A 15,830-nucleotide genomic window follows, 5' to 3' on the forward strand; every position below is an offset into this window, starting at 1 on the left:
ACTGTCGGGATTCGGATAAATATTTGGATAATAAACATCTTATCGATATATCTATCGGCTTGGGTTTGAAAAGGTGGGAAATACTTACCGTTTTTCACATTTTCCTTGCTTGAAAGCAGGGATTTTATCTTTATGTTAGTATCCGCTATGGCTTCGAATATAAATACGGATTGGTCAGAATCGCTTCGGCTTAGAGATTAAGGAACAGTAATTATGCAATTTTTCGGTATCGGTTTTTTAGTTTTGATTTTTTTGGAAATCATGTCGATTGTCTGGATTGCCGACTGGCTTGGCGGCAGCGTGGCGTTGCTGCTGATGGTCGTCAGTTTCGTATCCGGCGTATTTATGCTGCGCAATACGGGTCTGTCCGGCATTTTACTGGCAGGAGCGACGATACGGAGCGGAGGAAAGGTTTCGCTTTATCAGATGCTATGGCCGATACGCTATGCTGTGGCAGCGGTGTGCCTGATGAGTCCGGGCTTTATTTCGACGGGATTGGCATTATTGCTGTTGTTGCCGTTTAAAGGTCGCCCGGTTGTGCAAGCGGAGACGGATAGGAATATGTTCGGGCAGCGGCCGTTTTCAACTAAAGCACAAGATGATGATGTGATTGAGGGCGAATATACGGTAACGGGTGAAGATTCGGATACGAAGCATCAGGCTTACATCGAACATAAAAAAGATTGAGATACGGAATCTGTCAGCCGGAATGGTTGGCTTGAAATAAAAAGGTCGTCTGAAAATATTTTCAGACGACCTTTTTGTCATTGTTGCCGACTTAACGGCGACGACCGAATCCTCGACCCATCGGGCGGCGGTAGTTGGAAGGTTGTTGGGTGGTTTGGCGGTAGCGGGGTTGTTGTTGAGCCTGCTGTGCAGGGATGCTGCGGGTATTCAGTTGCTGGCTGGTACGGCCGTTGGGACGGGCCGATTGGTAGTAATGGGTACGGGCGCGCTGTGCAATCGGGCTGTTTTGATTGTTCGCACGGGTGAATTTGTTTGCCAGTGCGTTACCGATAAATGCGCCTGCGGCTGTACCGATTAGGCTTTGAAGCAGCCAGCTTCCTGTGGATTGGTCGTAAATATATTGTTGTCCGTCTTTGCCGGTAACGGGTTGGCCATTGTTGCCGTTGGCTTGCGCTTCGGCAGGGATGGTGTCTTGTACAGCTTCGGGAGTGAGTTGGTAAACGGTATTGTCCTGCTGGCCGTTTTGCTGTGCCAATTGTTGTTGCAGCGCTTCAATTTGTTTTTGCTGCTGTTCAAGCTGTGCTTGCGTATTGTCTTTGCAGGCGGCAAGGGCGAAAGCGGAGAGCGCGGCTAAGGCGATAATTTTTTTCATTGTTGTGTGTTTCCTTGGTCGGTTGTCATTAATGCCGTCTTATGTAAGTCGGCGGCATGGTTCTAAGCGCGTGGCCTGCCTGCCATATGGTGTGTTTTGGGGATTTATCAAGCAAGGTTGCTCTTTTTTACAATGGGAGTTTCGGTAGTTTGGCTGCAAAAGCAAGGCTGTCGGCAACAATATTTCCTTGAGGTTTCACTTCGTGTTCGGTTTCCATAATAAGCAGTTTGTCGGGGCGGCGGGCGTGCAGGCTCATGTGCATTTCCGCGGGGGAGAAGGGGAGGTGATGGTGTTTGGCAAATGTTTGTGCGCGCTGATTGGCGGTTTTGAGCATGGGCATCAGGGTGATGTCGAGATGAAAGCGGCGAACGCCTAAAATAAGAATGCGTGCGGCGAAGAAGTCGGCTTCTTCTGTAAACACGGCGGGACTGTTGCAATTGAAGTCGTGGCGTTCGGCCGCAATCAATGTGGCGAGAGAGCGGATTTGCGGAATCAAGGCCTCGCTGATAAGGCCTGAGGTTTGGGGAATGGTGTCGTCTGAAAATGTGTTGTGGCTGTTGCCGTCAACAATCATATGGCAGCGGTGGAGGGTTTGTGGACGTCTTTGGATATTTGCAGAGAGGTTCATGGCTTTTCCTTTATTTGCAACTGTTCGCATCGTGTATCGGGATTGGCGGCCATGAAGGGTATGAAAAAAGCCGCTCAATCAGGGCGGCTCTTGTTTTGCTGTTCATTTCCGTCTGTTTCAGACAAGCGCAAAAAAGTACCGCACATTTGTGTGGTACCAATAGAAGAATGCGTTTGAATGCTTAGCGGTTTGCATGACGGTATTTTGCTGGATATTGAATATATATGCGCTGAATTCTAAATCAGAAAGTCGAATAATTTCAATACTTGATGGATAAATTTGATTAATAATTTTTCAACTTTTTGTAATTAATGGAATTTATTTTTAAGCTGTGTATGGAAAGGCGCATTGTATGCGGATGTTGGGGAAAGTATCATCGCTTGGGTAGGTTTGATGCCTTATATTTTAAATAGGTCGTCTGAAAACGGGCAATGCCGGTTTTCAGACGACCTTTGCGTTTTTAAGCTGCTTGAATTATCAGGCGATTTCGAGCCACATCACTTGGTAGGGGCGCAGCACCAAATCCTGATTCAATGCCACGGTTTCGCCGCTGATGAGGTCTTTGGCGCGGGCGGGCATGGCTTGCAGGGTGTGCGCGCTGATGGTTTGCGGGTGTTCGCTGAAGTTGCCGAACGCCAACAGCGCGTTGTTGCGGATGTAGCCGATGATGTGTTTGTTGTTGGTGTTGAAGGTAACCAGACGGCCGCCGTTCAAACGCGGGTTGTTTTGGCGGATGTCTATCATGTGGCGCAGGCCTTGATAGATTTGCCCTGCCGCGGTTGACGGGTCGTGGCGCTGTTCGTACAACTCGGCGTTGTAACGCGGACGGTGCGCCCAGCGGCTGTCGTCGCTCTTGTTGCTGTCGCTTGACCAGGCGTCGTCGTTGAGCGTGCCGACTTCGTCGCCGAGATAAATCAGCGGCAGACCGCCGGTACTCAGGGCGATGCTGTACAAGAGTTTGATGCGGTCAACGGCTTGTGGGTCATGTTGCGCCAAACCTGCCAAGGCGGCGGCAGTGCCGCTGACGCGGCAGTCGCCGGTGTTGGGGTTGTATTGGAAGGGGACGCCGCGCGCGAAGCTGCCGTCGAAATGGTTGACGAAGAAGCGGTTGAGGAATTGGCGGTGGTCGTAGCCGTGGATGCCGAATTGTGATGCGTCTTCGTCGGCGAACGTCCAGCCGATGTCGTCATGGCTGCGGACGTAGTTGACCCATGCGGTATGGTCGGGCAGGTTGTGGCGGTAGGAGAGGGCTTGGTGGAGCAGGTTGACTTCGCGGGTGGCGAGGGTGTTCCACAGTAATGCCATTTGCAGCGGGTTGTAGCCGATTTGGCATTCGTCTTGTCCGATGTATTGGACGACTTGGTCGGGGTGGACGATGGCTTCGGATTTGAAGAACACGGCAGGTGCGGCGATGCGCATGACGGCGTTGAATGCGCGGATTAAGGCGTGGGCTTGCGGCAGGTTTTCACAATCCGTGCCCATTTGTTTCCAAATGAAGGCGACGGCGTCCATACGCAGGATGTCGATGCCCAGATTGGCGAGGAACATCATTTCGCCTGCCATGGCGCGGAATACCCATGGATTGCTGTAATTCAAATCCCATTGGAAGGAATTGAACGTCGTCCATACCCAGCGTCCGTCTTCCAATTGGGAGAAGCCGCCCGGATGCTGGTCGGGGAAGATTTCGCGCAGGGTGCGGTCGTATTGGTCGGGCATCCAACGGTCGGGGAAGATATAGTAGAAATTGTCGAAAAGCGGATCGCCGGCGGCGCAGCGTTTCGCCCATTCGTGTTCGTTGGAAGTGTGGTTGAAGATGAAATCGACGACGGCGGAAATGCCCGCTTCGTGCAGCGCGGCAATGACATCGCGCAAATCGTCTATCGTACCCAAAGCCGGATTGACGTCGCGGTAGCTGCTGACCGCATAGCCGCCGTCGCTCTTGCCTTCAGGGCATTTAAACAAGGGCATCATGTGCAGATAGGTCAGCCCCAGCTCTTGAAAATAAGGGATTTTGGCTTTCAAGCCTTTCAAATCGCCTGCGAACAAATCGACATAGCACACGCCGCCGACCTGTTTATTGGACAAAATCCAATCGGGGTCATTCTCACGCGCGGTATCGATGGCTTTCAGAGACTTGTCGCGTTGGGAATAGCTTTGCCATGCTTGGGCAATCAGTTGTTCCAGCATGGGTAGGACGGCTTCGTTGTCGTTGTAAACGTTGTCCAGCTCGTGCATCAGCTTGGGAAAATGCTCGTTCAAACGCCGGTCAAACTGTTTCCAGTCTTCGGAAGCTTCGACGGTCGCACGCTGTTTGGGGCTATATTCTGCCAAGGCGCGCTCTTTGAGATGATGCAGGGTCAAATCGACCTGTTGGGTCTGGGTCAACATGATGTTTACTCCGAGTTGAGGTTGGATTTGTTTGGAAGCCTGATTCCGGCGGGAACATTGGCCGGAGACAGGCTTATCATACTTTAAGAAACTGCTTGTGAACAGGGTTTGGAGAGGAGTAACCGTATTGTTTTATGTGGAATTTTTTTAAACCTAGGGCGGCGGGTGTGTTTGGGGTAACTGTATATATTATTTGGAAAAAAAATTTTATGTGGGGAAGGCTGTGGGGCAGGGGGATGTTTGGGACGAAGAGGGGAGGAATATCGGATACCTGTCGGATGATTTGGTTTACAAAGGTTTATGACGAGCGCGGAAAGGCCGGATTAATACTGGAAGTAGACGGATGAAAACAATTTCCTTTGACGAAAGTCAAAAGATTGGGATGACATGAAGGGATGAATAAAAAAGGTTTTCAGAGGCCGTCTGAAAACCTTTTTTCTTGTCTATCGCCCCTTAAAACTTAAAGTTCACGCCGCCGGTGAAGCTGCGTCCCATTTGCGGGGTGTCGGACAGGAAGCTGCTGTGGGCGTAAACGGATTGGTTGAACAGGTTGTCTGCTTTGACATACCAATTCCACTCGCCATAGCGCGTATTGCGGCGGTAGTTTGCGCCGAGGTTGAGCATATGGTGTCCGGGCGTACGCGTTTCGTAGCGGGCGAGTTTGTTTTGGGCGAACACGCGGTAGTAGTCCAAATTGGCATCGATACGGTCGGTCAACGAGGCTTTCAGGTGGAAGCCGAGGCGCGCGGCGGGAACGCGCGGGGCGTTTTGGTCGGCTTGGGCAATGAGTGGACGGTTGCCGTAGGCGTCTTCCCTGCCGGGCAGCGACGGGAGGTTTTTCAGACGACCTCTGACGTAGTCGCCGGAAAGTCCGATGCGGTAGCGCGGCGTGGGCTTGAAGTAGATTTCGCCTTCCGCGCCGTAGAAGTCGGCGCCGGATTGGTTGTAGCGCACGAGCTTCATTTCGCTGTCGTCTTCGATGGATTTGGGGCCGCGTCCGTCGTTTAAGGTTTGGGCGTAGATGTAGTTGCCGAAGCGGTTGCGGTAGAGTGCCAGATTGTATTGCCAGCGGTCGCCTTCGTAGCCCAGCGCGAGTTCGATGTTGTTGGAACGCTCTTTGTTGAGGTGTTTGTTGCCGACTTCAAAGGTGTTGGTGGCGACGTGTTTACCGTGTGCGTACAGCTCTTGCGTTGACGGCAGGCGTTCCTGATGGGAGGCGGTCAGGCTGAGTTTGTGGTGTGGCGTGAAATACCAGTTGCCCGAAAGCGCGAACGAGCGGGCGGTTTGGCGGTGCGCGCCGAGGTCGGGCAAGGGTTGGTTGTAGTAGTTTTCCCGATCAATCAAGGCTTTGTCGTACTGGATAGATGCTTTTTGTTTTTCCACGCGCACGCCGCCTTCAAGCGAGAAGTTGTCCCAATTTGCCTGTTCTACGCCGAAAAAGCTGTAATGATGCACATCGTTGTCGATCAGCATCGGTTGTTGGACGGTTTCGGGAATGGCGGAAAGCGCGCTGGATTTTTGGGTCAGGTATTGTACGCCCCAACTGCCTTTCAGACGACCTATGGGCAGATGGAGCAATTCGATGCGGGCATTTTGCGTTTTGTTTTTAAAGAAGTTTTCCACCGCATCGCCCGCTTTTTCGTCGTGGCGGTAGTCGTTGCGGTTCAAATGCACGCGCAGGGCTTCGAAACCGGGGAGCGGCTGCTTCCATTCGGCGCGGATTTCATAGCGTTTGTTGCGCAGGTCTATCCACGGTCTGCCGCTGTGGGTATGCGCGTGTGCATTATCGTCGTCGTGGAAGCCGCAGCTCAAGCCCGGATTGTCGTAATCGATGTCTTCTTCGGTCAACAGGTGCGGATAAAGCTGCAAATAGCGTTTGTTAATCAAACTCTTCTGCCAGATGATGTCGGCGTGGCAGTCGTCGTAGAGGTGACTGTGCGCAGGCAGACCGTAGCGGTCACGACGGTCGCTGTACGCCGCGCCGATAAAGCCTTTCTCGCCCACCCAAGACAGCCCGATGCTGCCTGTTTGCGAATCGGCATGGCTGTCGGGCAAGCGTTTCAGACGACCCTCTTCTTTGCGGTAACGCGGTACGGCGTAGTCGCCCGATTTGCGGTACAGCCCTTCCGTGTGCAACACGAAGTTTTTACCCAGTCCGACATTGATGCCGCCGGACGTGAGTTTTTCCAAATTGCCACTGCTCAAACGCAGCCCCAGTTCACCCGATACGCCGTTTTCAGGCATTTTTTCGGGGATTTTTCCGTCGGCAACATCCACCAAACCCGCCACATTGCCCGAGCTGTACAACAACGTTACCGGCCCGCGCAGGATTTCGACCTGTTGCGACAAGGCGGTGTCCACCATCAGGGCATGGTCGGGCGAGAAATCCGCCATGTCGCCCGTTTCACCGTGATGGTTCAACACTTTAATCCGTCTGCCCGTCTGCCCGCGTATCACGGGCGCGGACGCGCCGCCGCCGTATTGCGAAGCATGGACGCCCGGCACGCCGTTGAGCGCGTCGCCGAGATTGACGGCTTTTTGCCGCAAAGTATCGCCGGCGATGATTTTGTCGGAGGCGGTCGAACTATGCAGCAGCCCCGAAGTGGCGCGCGGACGGTTTTTGCCGACGACGTTGACCGTTTCCAAGTCCACCGTCTGCTCGGTTTCATGCGCGTGGGCAAGGATGGGGGAACTGATTAAAAGAATAGATAAAACAATAGGTTTAAGCGTGGTTTGTGTCATTTTAGGTTTCCCGTCATATTTCAAATAAATTGTTATTATATAACATCACATCATTAATATGACAAGAATTCAAGGAACAAACCGCATTTGATACGGCAAAACAGCCAAACCCAAGCCCATACAAACAGCGAAAACCAAAGGTCGTCTGAAACCCAATATCTTGAAAATGATAAAAAAGACGGAAACAGCGGCAGCGCGCCATCCTCCCGTTTGCTTGGAACGAATCATGTTGCCTAAACAACAAAAAAGGTCGTCTGAAAACGCAATATGGTTTTCAGACGACCTTGTCGGTTTGATGACTGCTATTTGGCAGCTTGGGCGGTGGCGGTCTCGGCAATCAGGTCAAGGAAGACCAGCGGCTCTTTGCCGATGTTCTTCAGCGCATGGGACTGGCCGGGGCGGGCGATGGTGATGTCGCCGGCGCCGACTTGGGTCTGTTTGCCCGTGCTGTCGGTAAACACGCCTTTGCCCGATACGATGATGTAAACGTCTTCGTTGTCGGTGTGTTTGTGTTCGCCGATGGGTGCGCCCGGTGGCAAGGTCAGCCAGCCGATTTCCCTGAACGCGTCTTGGGCGCCGGTTTGGTGGCGGTTGAAGGCGAAGCGACCGAGCAGCGGGCCTTTGCCTCCGGCTGCGTTTTCGCGGTTCCACTCCGCCAAATCGGCTTTTTTGTACACTTGGACGCTGCGGTCAGTCGGTTTGGCCTGTTCTGCGGCGTGAACGCTGACGGTCGTGCCGAGCAGAAAGGCGACGGACAATGCGGCAAATAGCGGTTTCATCATGGTTCTCCGTTTGTTTTTTTTGGGGCAGGTAAAGCGCAGGCTGCATTCAGGCAGTTTTCGTATCAATATTGACGACAGGTAAGATTGCATAGCATCATTTCCCAGCTTTTCAGCACAGGATTTTCCTTATTACCCAACATCGTTAAGAGACAAAAACATGACCGAAACACAAAAAATCTATACTGCATGGACACAGATGTGGAATGGCAATCTAAACATTGCTGATGAACTGCTGTCAAACAACTTCAAAGCACATCTGACCGCTGATTCCACTCCACCACCCGCACCCGTAACTGACATAGCCAGTGCAAAGGCTTGGATAGCTACCATTCGTGCTAAAGCAGATTTGCATTATGAAATCGTACTCGGTCCGTTCCGCGACGGCGACACAATTTCTGCATATTGGCGTGTAACCGCTACGCTCGGTAACCAAACCGCCGTCAAAGTCGGTACGGATTTTCTAAAAATCAAAGACGGTAAGATTACCGACTGCTGGACGATGAACAACAACGCTGCATAATGGGGTTACCAAACCCGATATATTTTCGATCAGCCTGCATTAGTTGATGCGTTCCGTTTTCAGACGACCTGCGGGGTCGGTTGCTTTGCCCCGCAGGCGTCAAGGCTTATTTCACGTTGCGCAGATAGTTCAGCAACAGGGGAACGGGGCGGCCGGTCGCGCCTTTTTCGCTGCCGGATTTCCATGCCGTACCCGCTATGTCGAGGTGCGCCCACGGGTAGTCTTCGGTGAAATAAGACAGGAAGGTGGCGGCGGTAATCGTGCCTGCGCCGGGCGTGCCGATGTTGGGAATGTCGGCGAAGTTGGATTTGAGCTGGTCTTTGTAGGTTTCAAAGAGCGGCAGTTGCCATGCTTTGTCGTCTACGTTGCGGGAAGCAGCCAGCAGGCTGTCGATCAAATCCTGATTGTTGCCCATCACGCCGCTGACGTCATGACCCAAGGCGATGATGCACGCGCCGGTCAGGGTGGCGACGTCGATGACGGCTTTGGGCTTGAACTGCTCTGCGTAAGTGAGCGCGTCGCACAAAATCAGGCGGCCTTCGGCATCGGTGTTCAATACTTCAATCGTCAGACCTTTCATGCTTTTCACGACGTCGCCCGGTTTGTTTGCCGCGCCGGAAGGCATATTTTCGCAGGTGGCGACGACGGCGACGAGGTTGATCGGCAGTTGCAGTTTGACGGCGGCGCAGAAGGTGCTGATGACGGTTGCTGCGCCGCACATATCGAACTTCATTTCATCCATGTTCAAACCGGGCTTAAGGGAGATACCGCCGGTGTCGAAGGTGATGCCTTTGCCGACCAAGACGACGGGGGCGGCTTCTTTGTCGGCTGCGCCGAAGTAGCTCAATTCAATCAGATAGGGGTCTTCCACGCTGCCTTTGGCAACCGACCAGAACGAACCCATGTTTTCTTTGATGTAGTCTTTTTCGATGATTTTGGCGTGTGCGCCCAGTTTTTCGGCTTCGGTTTTGGCGGTGCGCGCTAAAAATTCGGGCGTGCATTCGTTGGGCGCGGCGTTGCCCAAGTCGCGGCAGAGGCTTTGTCCGTAAACCTGCGCTTCGGCGACGCGCAGGGCTTCTTTGACGGCGGCTTCGTGTGCGGTGTGGAACACGGCTTGTGCGAATTTGGCGGGCTTGGCTTCTTTTTTATAGCGGTCGAAACGGTAGGCGGCATTGCCAAATGCGATGGCAAATGCTTCGGCAACGGCGGCGGCTTGCGCTTCATCGAAGGCATGGATGTCCGCATTGACCGTTTCCTGATTTTGCGCCCATTTCGCGGCTTCGGCAGCGGCTTTGTTCAGCGCGGCGCGGTCGGTTTTTTCGAGGCGGACGACGGCGACTGCCTGCAAACCGTTGTCCGTCGGGATTTTGGTGTCGGCAAAAGTTTGACCTTCTTCAAGCGAAGACAAAAGGGCAAGGGCGGTCGGGTGGTTTAATTGCGCGGTTTCGGTGCAGACAAATAACTGCGCGCCTGCCTGTTGCGGCTGCAAGGTTCCGGCTTTTGTGCTAAATTCCACGTTTATTCTCCTGATTGAGATGGTTTCGGGTAGTTTCAGACGACCCTTTGCATCAAGGGGTCGTCTGAAAACGGTTGGAAAGATTGTACTCCATTTGAGAGGTCGTCTGAAACCTTGCGCAGACAATCCGCCTGCGCCGAACCGCTACCGCTCCTAGCCGCGATTCTATGATTTATCAAAGAAACTTCATCAAAGAACTCTCTTTTACCGCCGTCGGCATTTTCGTCGTCCTCTTGGCGGTGTTGGTCTCCACGCAGGCAATCAACCTGCTCGGCCGTGCCGCCGACGGGCGCGTCGCCATCGATGCTGTGTTGGCATTGGTCGGTTTCTGGGTTATCGGCATGACGCCGCTTTTGCTGGTTTTGACTGCGTTCATCAGCACGCTGACCGTATTGACCCGCTACTGGCGCGACAGCGAAATGTCGGTTTGGCTTTCCTGCGGGCTGGCGTTGAGGCAATGGATACGCCCCGTCATGCAGTTTGCCGTACCGTTTGCCATCCTGATTGCCGTCATGCAGCTTTGGGTGATGCCGTGGGCAGAACTGCGCAGCCGCGAATACGCGGAAATCCTCAAGCAGAAGCAAGAATTGTCCATGGTGGAAGCGGGCGAGTTCAACAGCTTGGGTAAGCGCAACGGCAGGGTTTACTTCGTCGAAACCTTCGACACCGAATCGGGCATCATGAAAAACCTGTTCCTGCGTGAACAAGACAAAAACGGCAACGACAACATTATCTTCGCCAAAGAAGGCAATTTCTCGCTGAATGATAACAAGCGCACGCTCGACCTGCGCAACGGCTACCGTTACAGCGGCACGCCCGGCAAAGCCGACTACAACCGCGTTTCCTTCCAAAACCTCAGCCTGATTATCAGCACCACGCCCAAACTCATCGACCCCGTTTCCCACCGCCGCACCATCCCGACATCGCAGCTCATCGGCAGCAGCAACCCGCAACATCAGGCGGAATTGATGTGGCGTATCTCGCTGACCGTCAGCGTCCTCCTGCTCTGCCTGCTTGCCGTGCCGCTTTCCTATTTCAACCCGCGCAGCGGCCACACCTACAATATCCTCGTCGCCATCGGGCTTTTCCTGATTTACCAAAACGGACTGACCTTCCTGCGCAATGCCGTGGAAGACGGCAAAATCCATTTCTGGCTCGGACTGCTGCCCATGCACATCATCATGTTCGCCATCGCCGTCGTACTCCTGCGCGTACGCAGTATGCCCAGCCAGCCCTTCTGGCGGGCGGTTGGCAAAAGTCTGACATTGAAAGGCGGAAAATGAACCTGATTTCACGTTACATCATCCGCCAAATGGCGGTTATGGCGGTTTACGCCCTCCTGGCCTTCCTCGCCCTGTACAGCTTTTTCGAGATCATCAACGAAGTCGGCGACTTGGGCAAAGGCAGCTATAACGGCGCAACCATGGCGCAATACGTCCTCATGCAGATGCCCGCGCGCGCCTACGAACTCATGCCCCTCGCCGTCCTCATCGGCGGACTCGTCTCCCTCAGCCAGCTTGCTGCCGGCAGCGAACTGACCGTCATAAAAGCAAGCGGCATGAGCACCAAAAAACTGCTGCTGATCCTGTCGCAGTTCGGACTGATTTTCGCCATCGCCACCGCCGCGCTCGGCGAATGGATTGCCCCCACCCTCAGCCAAAAAGCCGAAAACATCAAATCCGCCGCCATCAACGGCAAAATCAGCACCGGCAATACCGGGCTTTGGCTCAAAGAAAAAAACAGCATCATCAACGTGCGCGAAATGCTGCCCGACCATACCCTGCTGGGCATTAAAATTTGGGTGCGCAACGACAAAAACGAATTGACGCAGGCGACGGAAGCCGAATCCGCCGTTTTAAACAACGACGGCAGTTGGCAGTTGAAAAACATCCGCCGCAGCACGCTTAGCGAAGACAAAGTCGAAGTCTCGACCGCCACCGAAGAAAACTGGCCGATCGCCGTCAAGCGCAACCTGATGGACGTATTGCTCGTCAAACCCGACCAAATGTCCGTCGGCGAACTGACCACCTACATCAGCCACCTCGAAAACAACAACCAAAACACCCAGATCTACGCCATCGCCTGGTGGCGCAAATTGGTTTACCCCGTCGCCGCCTGGGTCATGGCACTCGTCGCCTTCGCCTTCACCCCGCAAACCACCCGCCACGGCAATATGGGCTTGAAGCTCTTCGGCGGTATCTGCCTCGGCTTGCTGTTCCACTTCGCCGGACGGCTCTTCGGCTTTACCAGCCAACTCTACGGCGTCCCACCCTTCCTCGCCGGCGCACTGCCCACCATAGCCTTTGCCCTGCTCGCCGTTTGGCTGATACGCAGGCAGGAGCGAAGGTAAAAAGACGGATTCGGAGAAAACGTCGTCTGAAAACGGTTTTGCGAAATACGCTATGTCTGTTTTCAGACGATGTTTTGTTTGGCTTGATGTTGGGTAGGGCGGGGTAGCGGAGGGTACGGTTTATTTGGATTGTTATAAGCTAATCCGCTGTAAAAGTCGTCTGAAACCAATCCGTCGCTTAGGAGATTTGCCCGACAAATTGCTGAAACAAAGAAAACGAGGTCGTCTGAACGCTGTTTCAGACGACCTTTTGTTTTTTTGTATTTGTATTTATTGTTATCCGGTAACGCCGCTGTTTTCCAAAATATCCAAGATGTTTTTCAGGCTAGCGGAATCGAGCTGGCCGGGGGCGGAGGCGGTGCCTGCCGTGCCGAATGTGATAGCGGAGCCGAAGGTCGAGCCTGCGATGCGGCTGACGAGTCCGAGCTTGCCCATGGAGATGGTAACAATCGGGCGGTTTGCGGTTTGACGGGCTTCCCAAGTGGCATCCAAAAGCGTCAGGACATCAGCGGGGCTTTGGGGCATCACGGCGATTTTGCAGATGTCCGCGCCTGCCTCTTCCATTTTTTTCAGACGACCTGTGATGTCCGATTTGGCGGGCGTTTGATGAAAATCGTGGTTGCTCATCAGGACGGCGGTTTTGTGCGCTTTGGCGGCGGCAACCGCTTGGCGGACTTCGCTCTCGCCGGCGGAAAGTTCGATGTCGATGATGTCGATGATGCCTGAAGCGGCGGCTTTATCGAGCAATTCGAAATAATACGCTTTGCTGCAAGGGTATTCGCCGCCTTCCTCCGCGCGTCTGAAGGTGAACAGCAGCGGGGTTTCGGGAAAGGCGCGGCGTACGGCTTCGGCTTGGGTGATCAGGTATTCGGGATTGCCCGCTTGGTCGAAATAGTCGGCTCTGAATTCGATAATATCGAAACAGGCGTGTTCGAGGTTTTTCAGGGCGGCGGATAAGGCTGCTTCGTCTCGGGCAACCAAGGGAACGGTGATTTTCGGCTGTCCGCTGCCGAGCGTGAGATGGCGGATGGTCAGGGTTTTCATGGTTTTTCTGCTGTATTAGTGCGGTGGCTGTCGAGCAGCGGATCAGGGAACGGTGTCCAAACGACGCCGTTGATGCCGCTTTCGGTCAGGCGGCGGTTGAGCCAGCTGTTGCACGTATTGAAAAGATGGTAGCGGCCTTCTGCCTCGTAGAATGCGTCATCAGCGCTGTAATGCGCTCCGGCGACGGGGATGGCTTTGCCCGCTTTCAACTTGAAATGGCGCATCAGGTTGGCACTCAGGCGGCGGTATTGTTCGCGGCTGACGGTGAATTTGACGGTATTTTCGCCTTCGCGCGGCGGCTCGCGGTAGTAGATGGCGTGAATCAGCGTGCTGTTGACTCCGCTTAACGCCTGTACTGCCGTAGAGGCGGTCAAATCCGACCACTGCGGCGTGTTCAAATAGAAATTGCGCTCGCCCCAGCCTATGCCGACGTAGCGGATGGGCGCATCGCCTTGCCCTGCGGTACTGTCGGCAGGATTGATGATGCTGGTCCAATCAAAAAAGTCGTCTGAAAGCGGCATGACGATGTCGGCGTGTACGCCGTTGCTGTGTAAATAAAGTGTGACCTCACCGTCGGAGGCGGTGCCGTCCTGTGGAATTTTGCCGAGTATGTAGGCGGCGGCAAAGTAAAGGATGGCGGCGATGATAAATGCCAACAGGGCTTTCAGGAGGATTTTGAATATTTTTTTCATTGACGTGACGGCGTCGATAAAGATGCGGCATCATATCACGATAACGGCATGTTTTAGGCATTTCAGACGACCTTAACGCTTTAACTACAAAGGAGGTCGTCTGAAAATCAACAAAAAGATATTTTTAGTTTCCCATCAATCCGTTTTCGTAAAAAACCGCGCCCGATTGTTAACATTATATTTACACTACACCCGATTACAAATATACTCATTGCCATGCCGCACGGCTTTGTTTGCCTGAAATCCAAAGCCTGCGAACAACCCGACGCGGGAAACAAGAAAAACCGATTCAGTGGAATCAATAAAAAAGCAATGTCAGGCGATGAGCCTAGGCATCAGCGGTTTTAACGATTTCGCGTTATGTTTCAGAGGAATACTTCATGGACTTACATGCAAAGGACAAAACCCAGCATCCTGAGAATGTCGAGTTACTCAGCGCGCAAAAGCCGATTACCGACTTTAAAGGTCTGCTGACCACCATCATTTCCGCCGTCGTCTGCTTCGGCATTTACCACATCCTGCCGTACAGTACCGATGCCAACAAAGGTATCGCACTGTTGATTTTCGTTGCCGCGCTTTGGTTCACCGAAGCCGTCCACATCACGGTAACCGCGCTGATGGTGCCGATTCTCGCCGTCGTGCTCGGCTTCCCCGATATGGACATCAAAAAAGCGATGGCGGGCTTTGCCGATCCGACGATTTACATCTTCTTCGGCGGCTTCGCGCTTGCCACCGCCCTGCACATGCAGCGTCTCGACCGCAAAATCGCCGTCAGTCTCCTGCGCTTGTCGCGCGGCAATATGAAAGTCGCGGTGTTGATGCTGTTTGCCGTTACCGCCTTCCTGTCCATGTGGATCAGCAATACCGCGACCGCCGCCATGATGTTGCCTTTGGCAATGGGTATGATGAGCCACCTCGACCAAGAAAAAGAACGTAAAACCTACGTCTTCGTCCTGCTCGGCATTGCCTACTGCGCCAGTATCGGCGGTTTGGGTACCGTGGTCGGTTCGCCGCCGAACATGATCGCCGCCAAAGCCCTGAATCTGGATTTCGTCGGCTGGATGAAGCTCGGCCTGCCGATGATGCTGTTGATTCTGCCGCTGATGCTGTTCTCCATGTACGTCATCCTCAAGCCCAATCTGAACGAGCGCGTCGAAGTCAAAGCCGAGTCTATCCCTTGGACGCTGCACCGCGTGATCGCGCTGTTGATTTTCTTGGCTGCTGCCGTTGCCTGGGTATTCAGTTCCAAAATCAAAGAAGCGTTCGGCATTTCCAACCCCGATACCGTCATCGCCCTGATTGCCGCCGTCGCCGTCGTCGTATTCGGCGTGGCGCAATGGAAAGAAGTCGCCCGCAATACCGACTGGGGCGTATTGATGCTCTTCGGCGGCGGTATCAGCTTGAGCGCGCTGCTGCAATCTTCCGGCGCATCCGAAGCATTGGGTCAGCAGGTGGCCACCACTTTCACCGCCGCGCATCCGCTGCTGGTGATTTTCGTAGTCGCCACCTTCATCATCTTCCTGACCGAGTTCACCAGTAACACCGCCTCCGCCGCGCTGCTTGTACCTATTTTCGCCAGCATCGCCACGCAAATGGGGCTGCCCGAACAAGTCTTGGTATTCGTTATCGGCATCGGCGCATCTTGCGCGTTCATGCTGCCAGTTGCCACGCCGCCCAATGCGATTGTGTTCGGTACAGGCTTGATTAAGCAACGCGAAATGATGAACGTCGGCTTGTTGCTGAACGTCCTCTGTATCGTATTGGTTGCACTGTGGGCTTATTTCATTCTGATGTAAACCCATAAAACCATAGCCAAGGTCGTCTGAAAG

The 15,830-nt window shown here is 53.6% G+C and carries 14 protein-coding genes; 6 read left to right on the forward strand and 8 right to left on the reverse strand.

The features are described 5' to 3' along the window. Positions 1–213: 213 nt before the first annotated feature. Complete coding sequence (locus HMPREF2954_RS06220; RefSeq protein WP_045074360.1) at positions 214–687, forward strand: FxsA family protein; 474 nt, start codon at positions 214–216, stop codon at positions 685–687. 91 nt (positions 688–778) lie between these two features. On the opposite strand, the gene HMPREF2954_RS06225 is transcribed toward HMPREF2954_RS06220, so the two are convergent. The 4 genes from HMPREF2954_RS06225 to znuD all read right to left on the reverse strand — a co-directional run bounded on the left by HMPREF2954_RS06225 (position 779) and on the right by znuD (position 7,097). Then, a complete protein-coding gene (locus HMPREF2954_RS06225; RefSeq protein WP_003743036.1) occupies positions 779–1,339 on the reverse strand; it encodes a hypothetical protein in 561 nt (186 codons plus the stop codon). 127 nt (positions 1,340–1,466) lie between these two features. Further along, positions 1,467–1,967: a hypothetical protein gene (locus HMPREF2954_RS06230; RefSeq protein ID WP_045074365.1), complete on the reverse strand. Its 501-nt coding sequence runs from the start codon at positions 1,965–1,967 to the stop codon at positions 1,467–1,469. 477 nt (positions 1,968–2,444) lie between these two features. Next, complete coding sequence (locus HMPREF2954_RS06235) at positions 2,445–4,355, reverse strand: alpha-amylase family protein (protein WP_070689047.1); 1,911 nt, start codon at positions 4,353–4,355, stop codon at positions 2,445–2,447. A gap of 453 nt (positions 4,356–4,808) precedes the next feature. Further along, on the reverse strand, positions 4,809–7,097 hold the full coding sequence (gene znuD, locus HMPREF2954_RS06245) for a TonB-dependent zinc receptor ZnuD (protein ID WP_045074372.1): 2,289 nt from the start codon (positions 7,095–7,097) through the stop codon (positions 4,809–4,811). An 87-nt stretch (positions 7,098–7,184) separates the two neighbouring features. Here znuD and HMPREF2954_RS11600 point away from each other — a divergent pair, with 87 nt between their 5' ends. Further along, positions 7,185–7,334 carry a peptide chain release factor RF2 gene (locus HMPREF2954_RS11600; RefSeq protein WP_082054535.1) on the forward strand — a complete coding sequence of 50 codons (150 nt, stop codon included), beginning with the start codon at positions 7,185–7,187 and terminating at the stop codon, positions 7,332–7,334. Positions 7,335–7,399: 65 nt separating this feature from the next. Here the strand turns inward: HMPREF2954_RS11600 and HMPREF2954_RS06250 are convergent, their stop codons facing one another. Then, entirely contained in the window at positions 7,400–7,876 is a 477-nt protein-coding gene (locus tag HMPREF2954_RS06250; RefSeq protein ID WP_045074375.1) for a cupin domain-containing protein, read from the reverse strand. A gap of 160 nt (positions 7,877–8,036) precedes the next feature. On the opposite strand from HMPREF2954_RS06250, the gene HMPREF2954_RS06255 reads away from it, so the two are divergent. Then, positions 8,037–8,399 carry a nuclear transport factor 2 family protein gene (locus HMPREF2954_RS06255; protein WP_045074377.1) on the forward strand — a complete coding sequence of 121 codons (363 nt, stop codon included), beginning with the start codon at positions 8,037–8,039 and terminating at the stop codon, positions 8,397–8,399. Between the two features lie 106 nt (positions 8,400–8,505). On the opposite strand, the gene HMPREF2954_RS06260 is transcribed toward HMPREF2954_RS06255, so the two are convergent. After that, positions 8,506–9,915 carry a leucyl aminopeptidase gene (locus HMPREF2954_RS06260; protein WP_045074379.1) on the reverse strand — a complete coding sequence of 470 codons (1,410 nt, stop codon included), beginning with the start codon at positions 9,913–9,915 and terminating at the stop codon, positions 8,506–8,508. Positions 9,916–10,082: 167 nt separating this feature from the next. On the opposite strand from HMPREF2954_RS06260, the gene lptF reads away from it, so the two are divergent. Both lptF and lptG read left to right on the forward strand, forming a co-directional pair. Further along, positions 10,083–11,198, forward strand: a complete 1,116-nt coding sequence (gene lptF / locus HMPREF2954_RS06265; protein WP_045074382.1) for an LPS export ABC transporter permease LptF — start codon at positions 10,083–10,085, stop codon at positions 11,196–11,198. Beyond that, entirely contained in the window at positions 11,195–12,265 is a 1,071-nt protein-coding gene (gene lptG / locus HMPREF2954_RS06270; protein ID WP_039407274.1) for an LPS export ABC transporter permease LptG, read from the forward strand. Before lptF ends, lptG begins: the two co-directional genes overlap by 4 nt. Positions 12,266–12,541: 276 nt before the next feature. Here the strand turns inward: lptG and aroD are convergent, their stop codons facing one another. Then, entirely contained in the window at positions 12,542–13,309 is a 768-nt protein-coding gene (gene aroD / locus HMPREF2954_RS06275) for a type I 3-dehydroquinate dehydratase (RefSeq protein WP_045074385.1), read from the reverse strand. Next, complete coding sequence (locus HMPREF2954_RS06280) at positions 13,306–14,001, reverse strand: TIGR02117 family protein (protein WP_045074388.1); 696 nt, start codon at positions 13,999–14,001, stop codon at positions 13,306–13,308. Before HMPREF2954_RS06280 ends, aroD begins: the two co-directional genes overlap by 4 nt. A gap of 380 nt (positions 14,002–14,381) precedes the next feature. Here HMPREF2954_RS06280 and HMPREF2954_RS06285 point away from each other — a divergent pair, with 380 nt between their 5' ends. Beyond that, entirely contained in the window at positions 14,382–15,797 is a 1,416-nt protein-coding gene (locus HMPREF2954_RS06285) for an SLC13 family permease (protein WP_045074391.1), read from the forward strand. The last annotated feature ends 33 nt before the right edge of the window (positions 15,798–15,830 follow it).

Origin of the sequence: Neisseria sp. HMSC067H09 (assembly GCF_001814135.1) — a bacterium.
GTDB lineage: Bacteria > Pseudomonadota > Gammaproteobacteria > Burkholderiales > Neisseriaceae > Neisseria.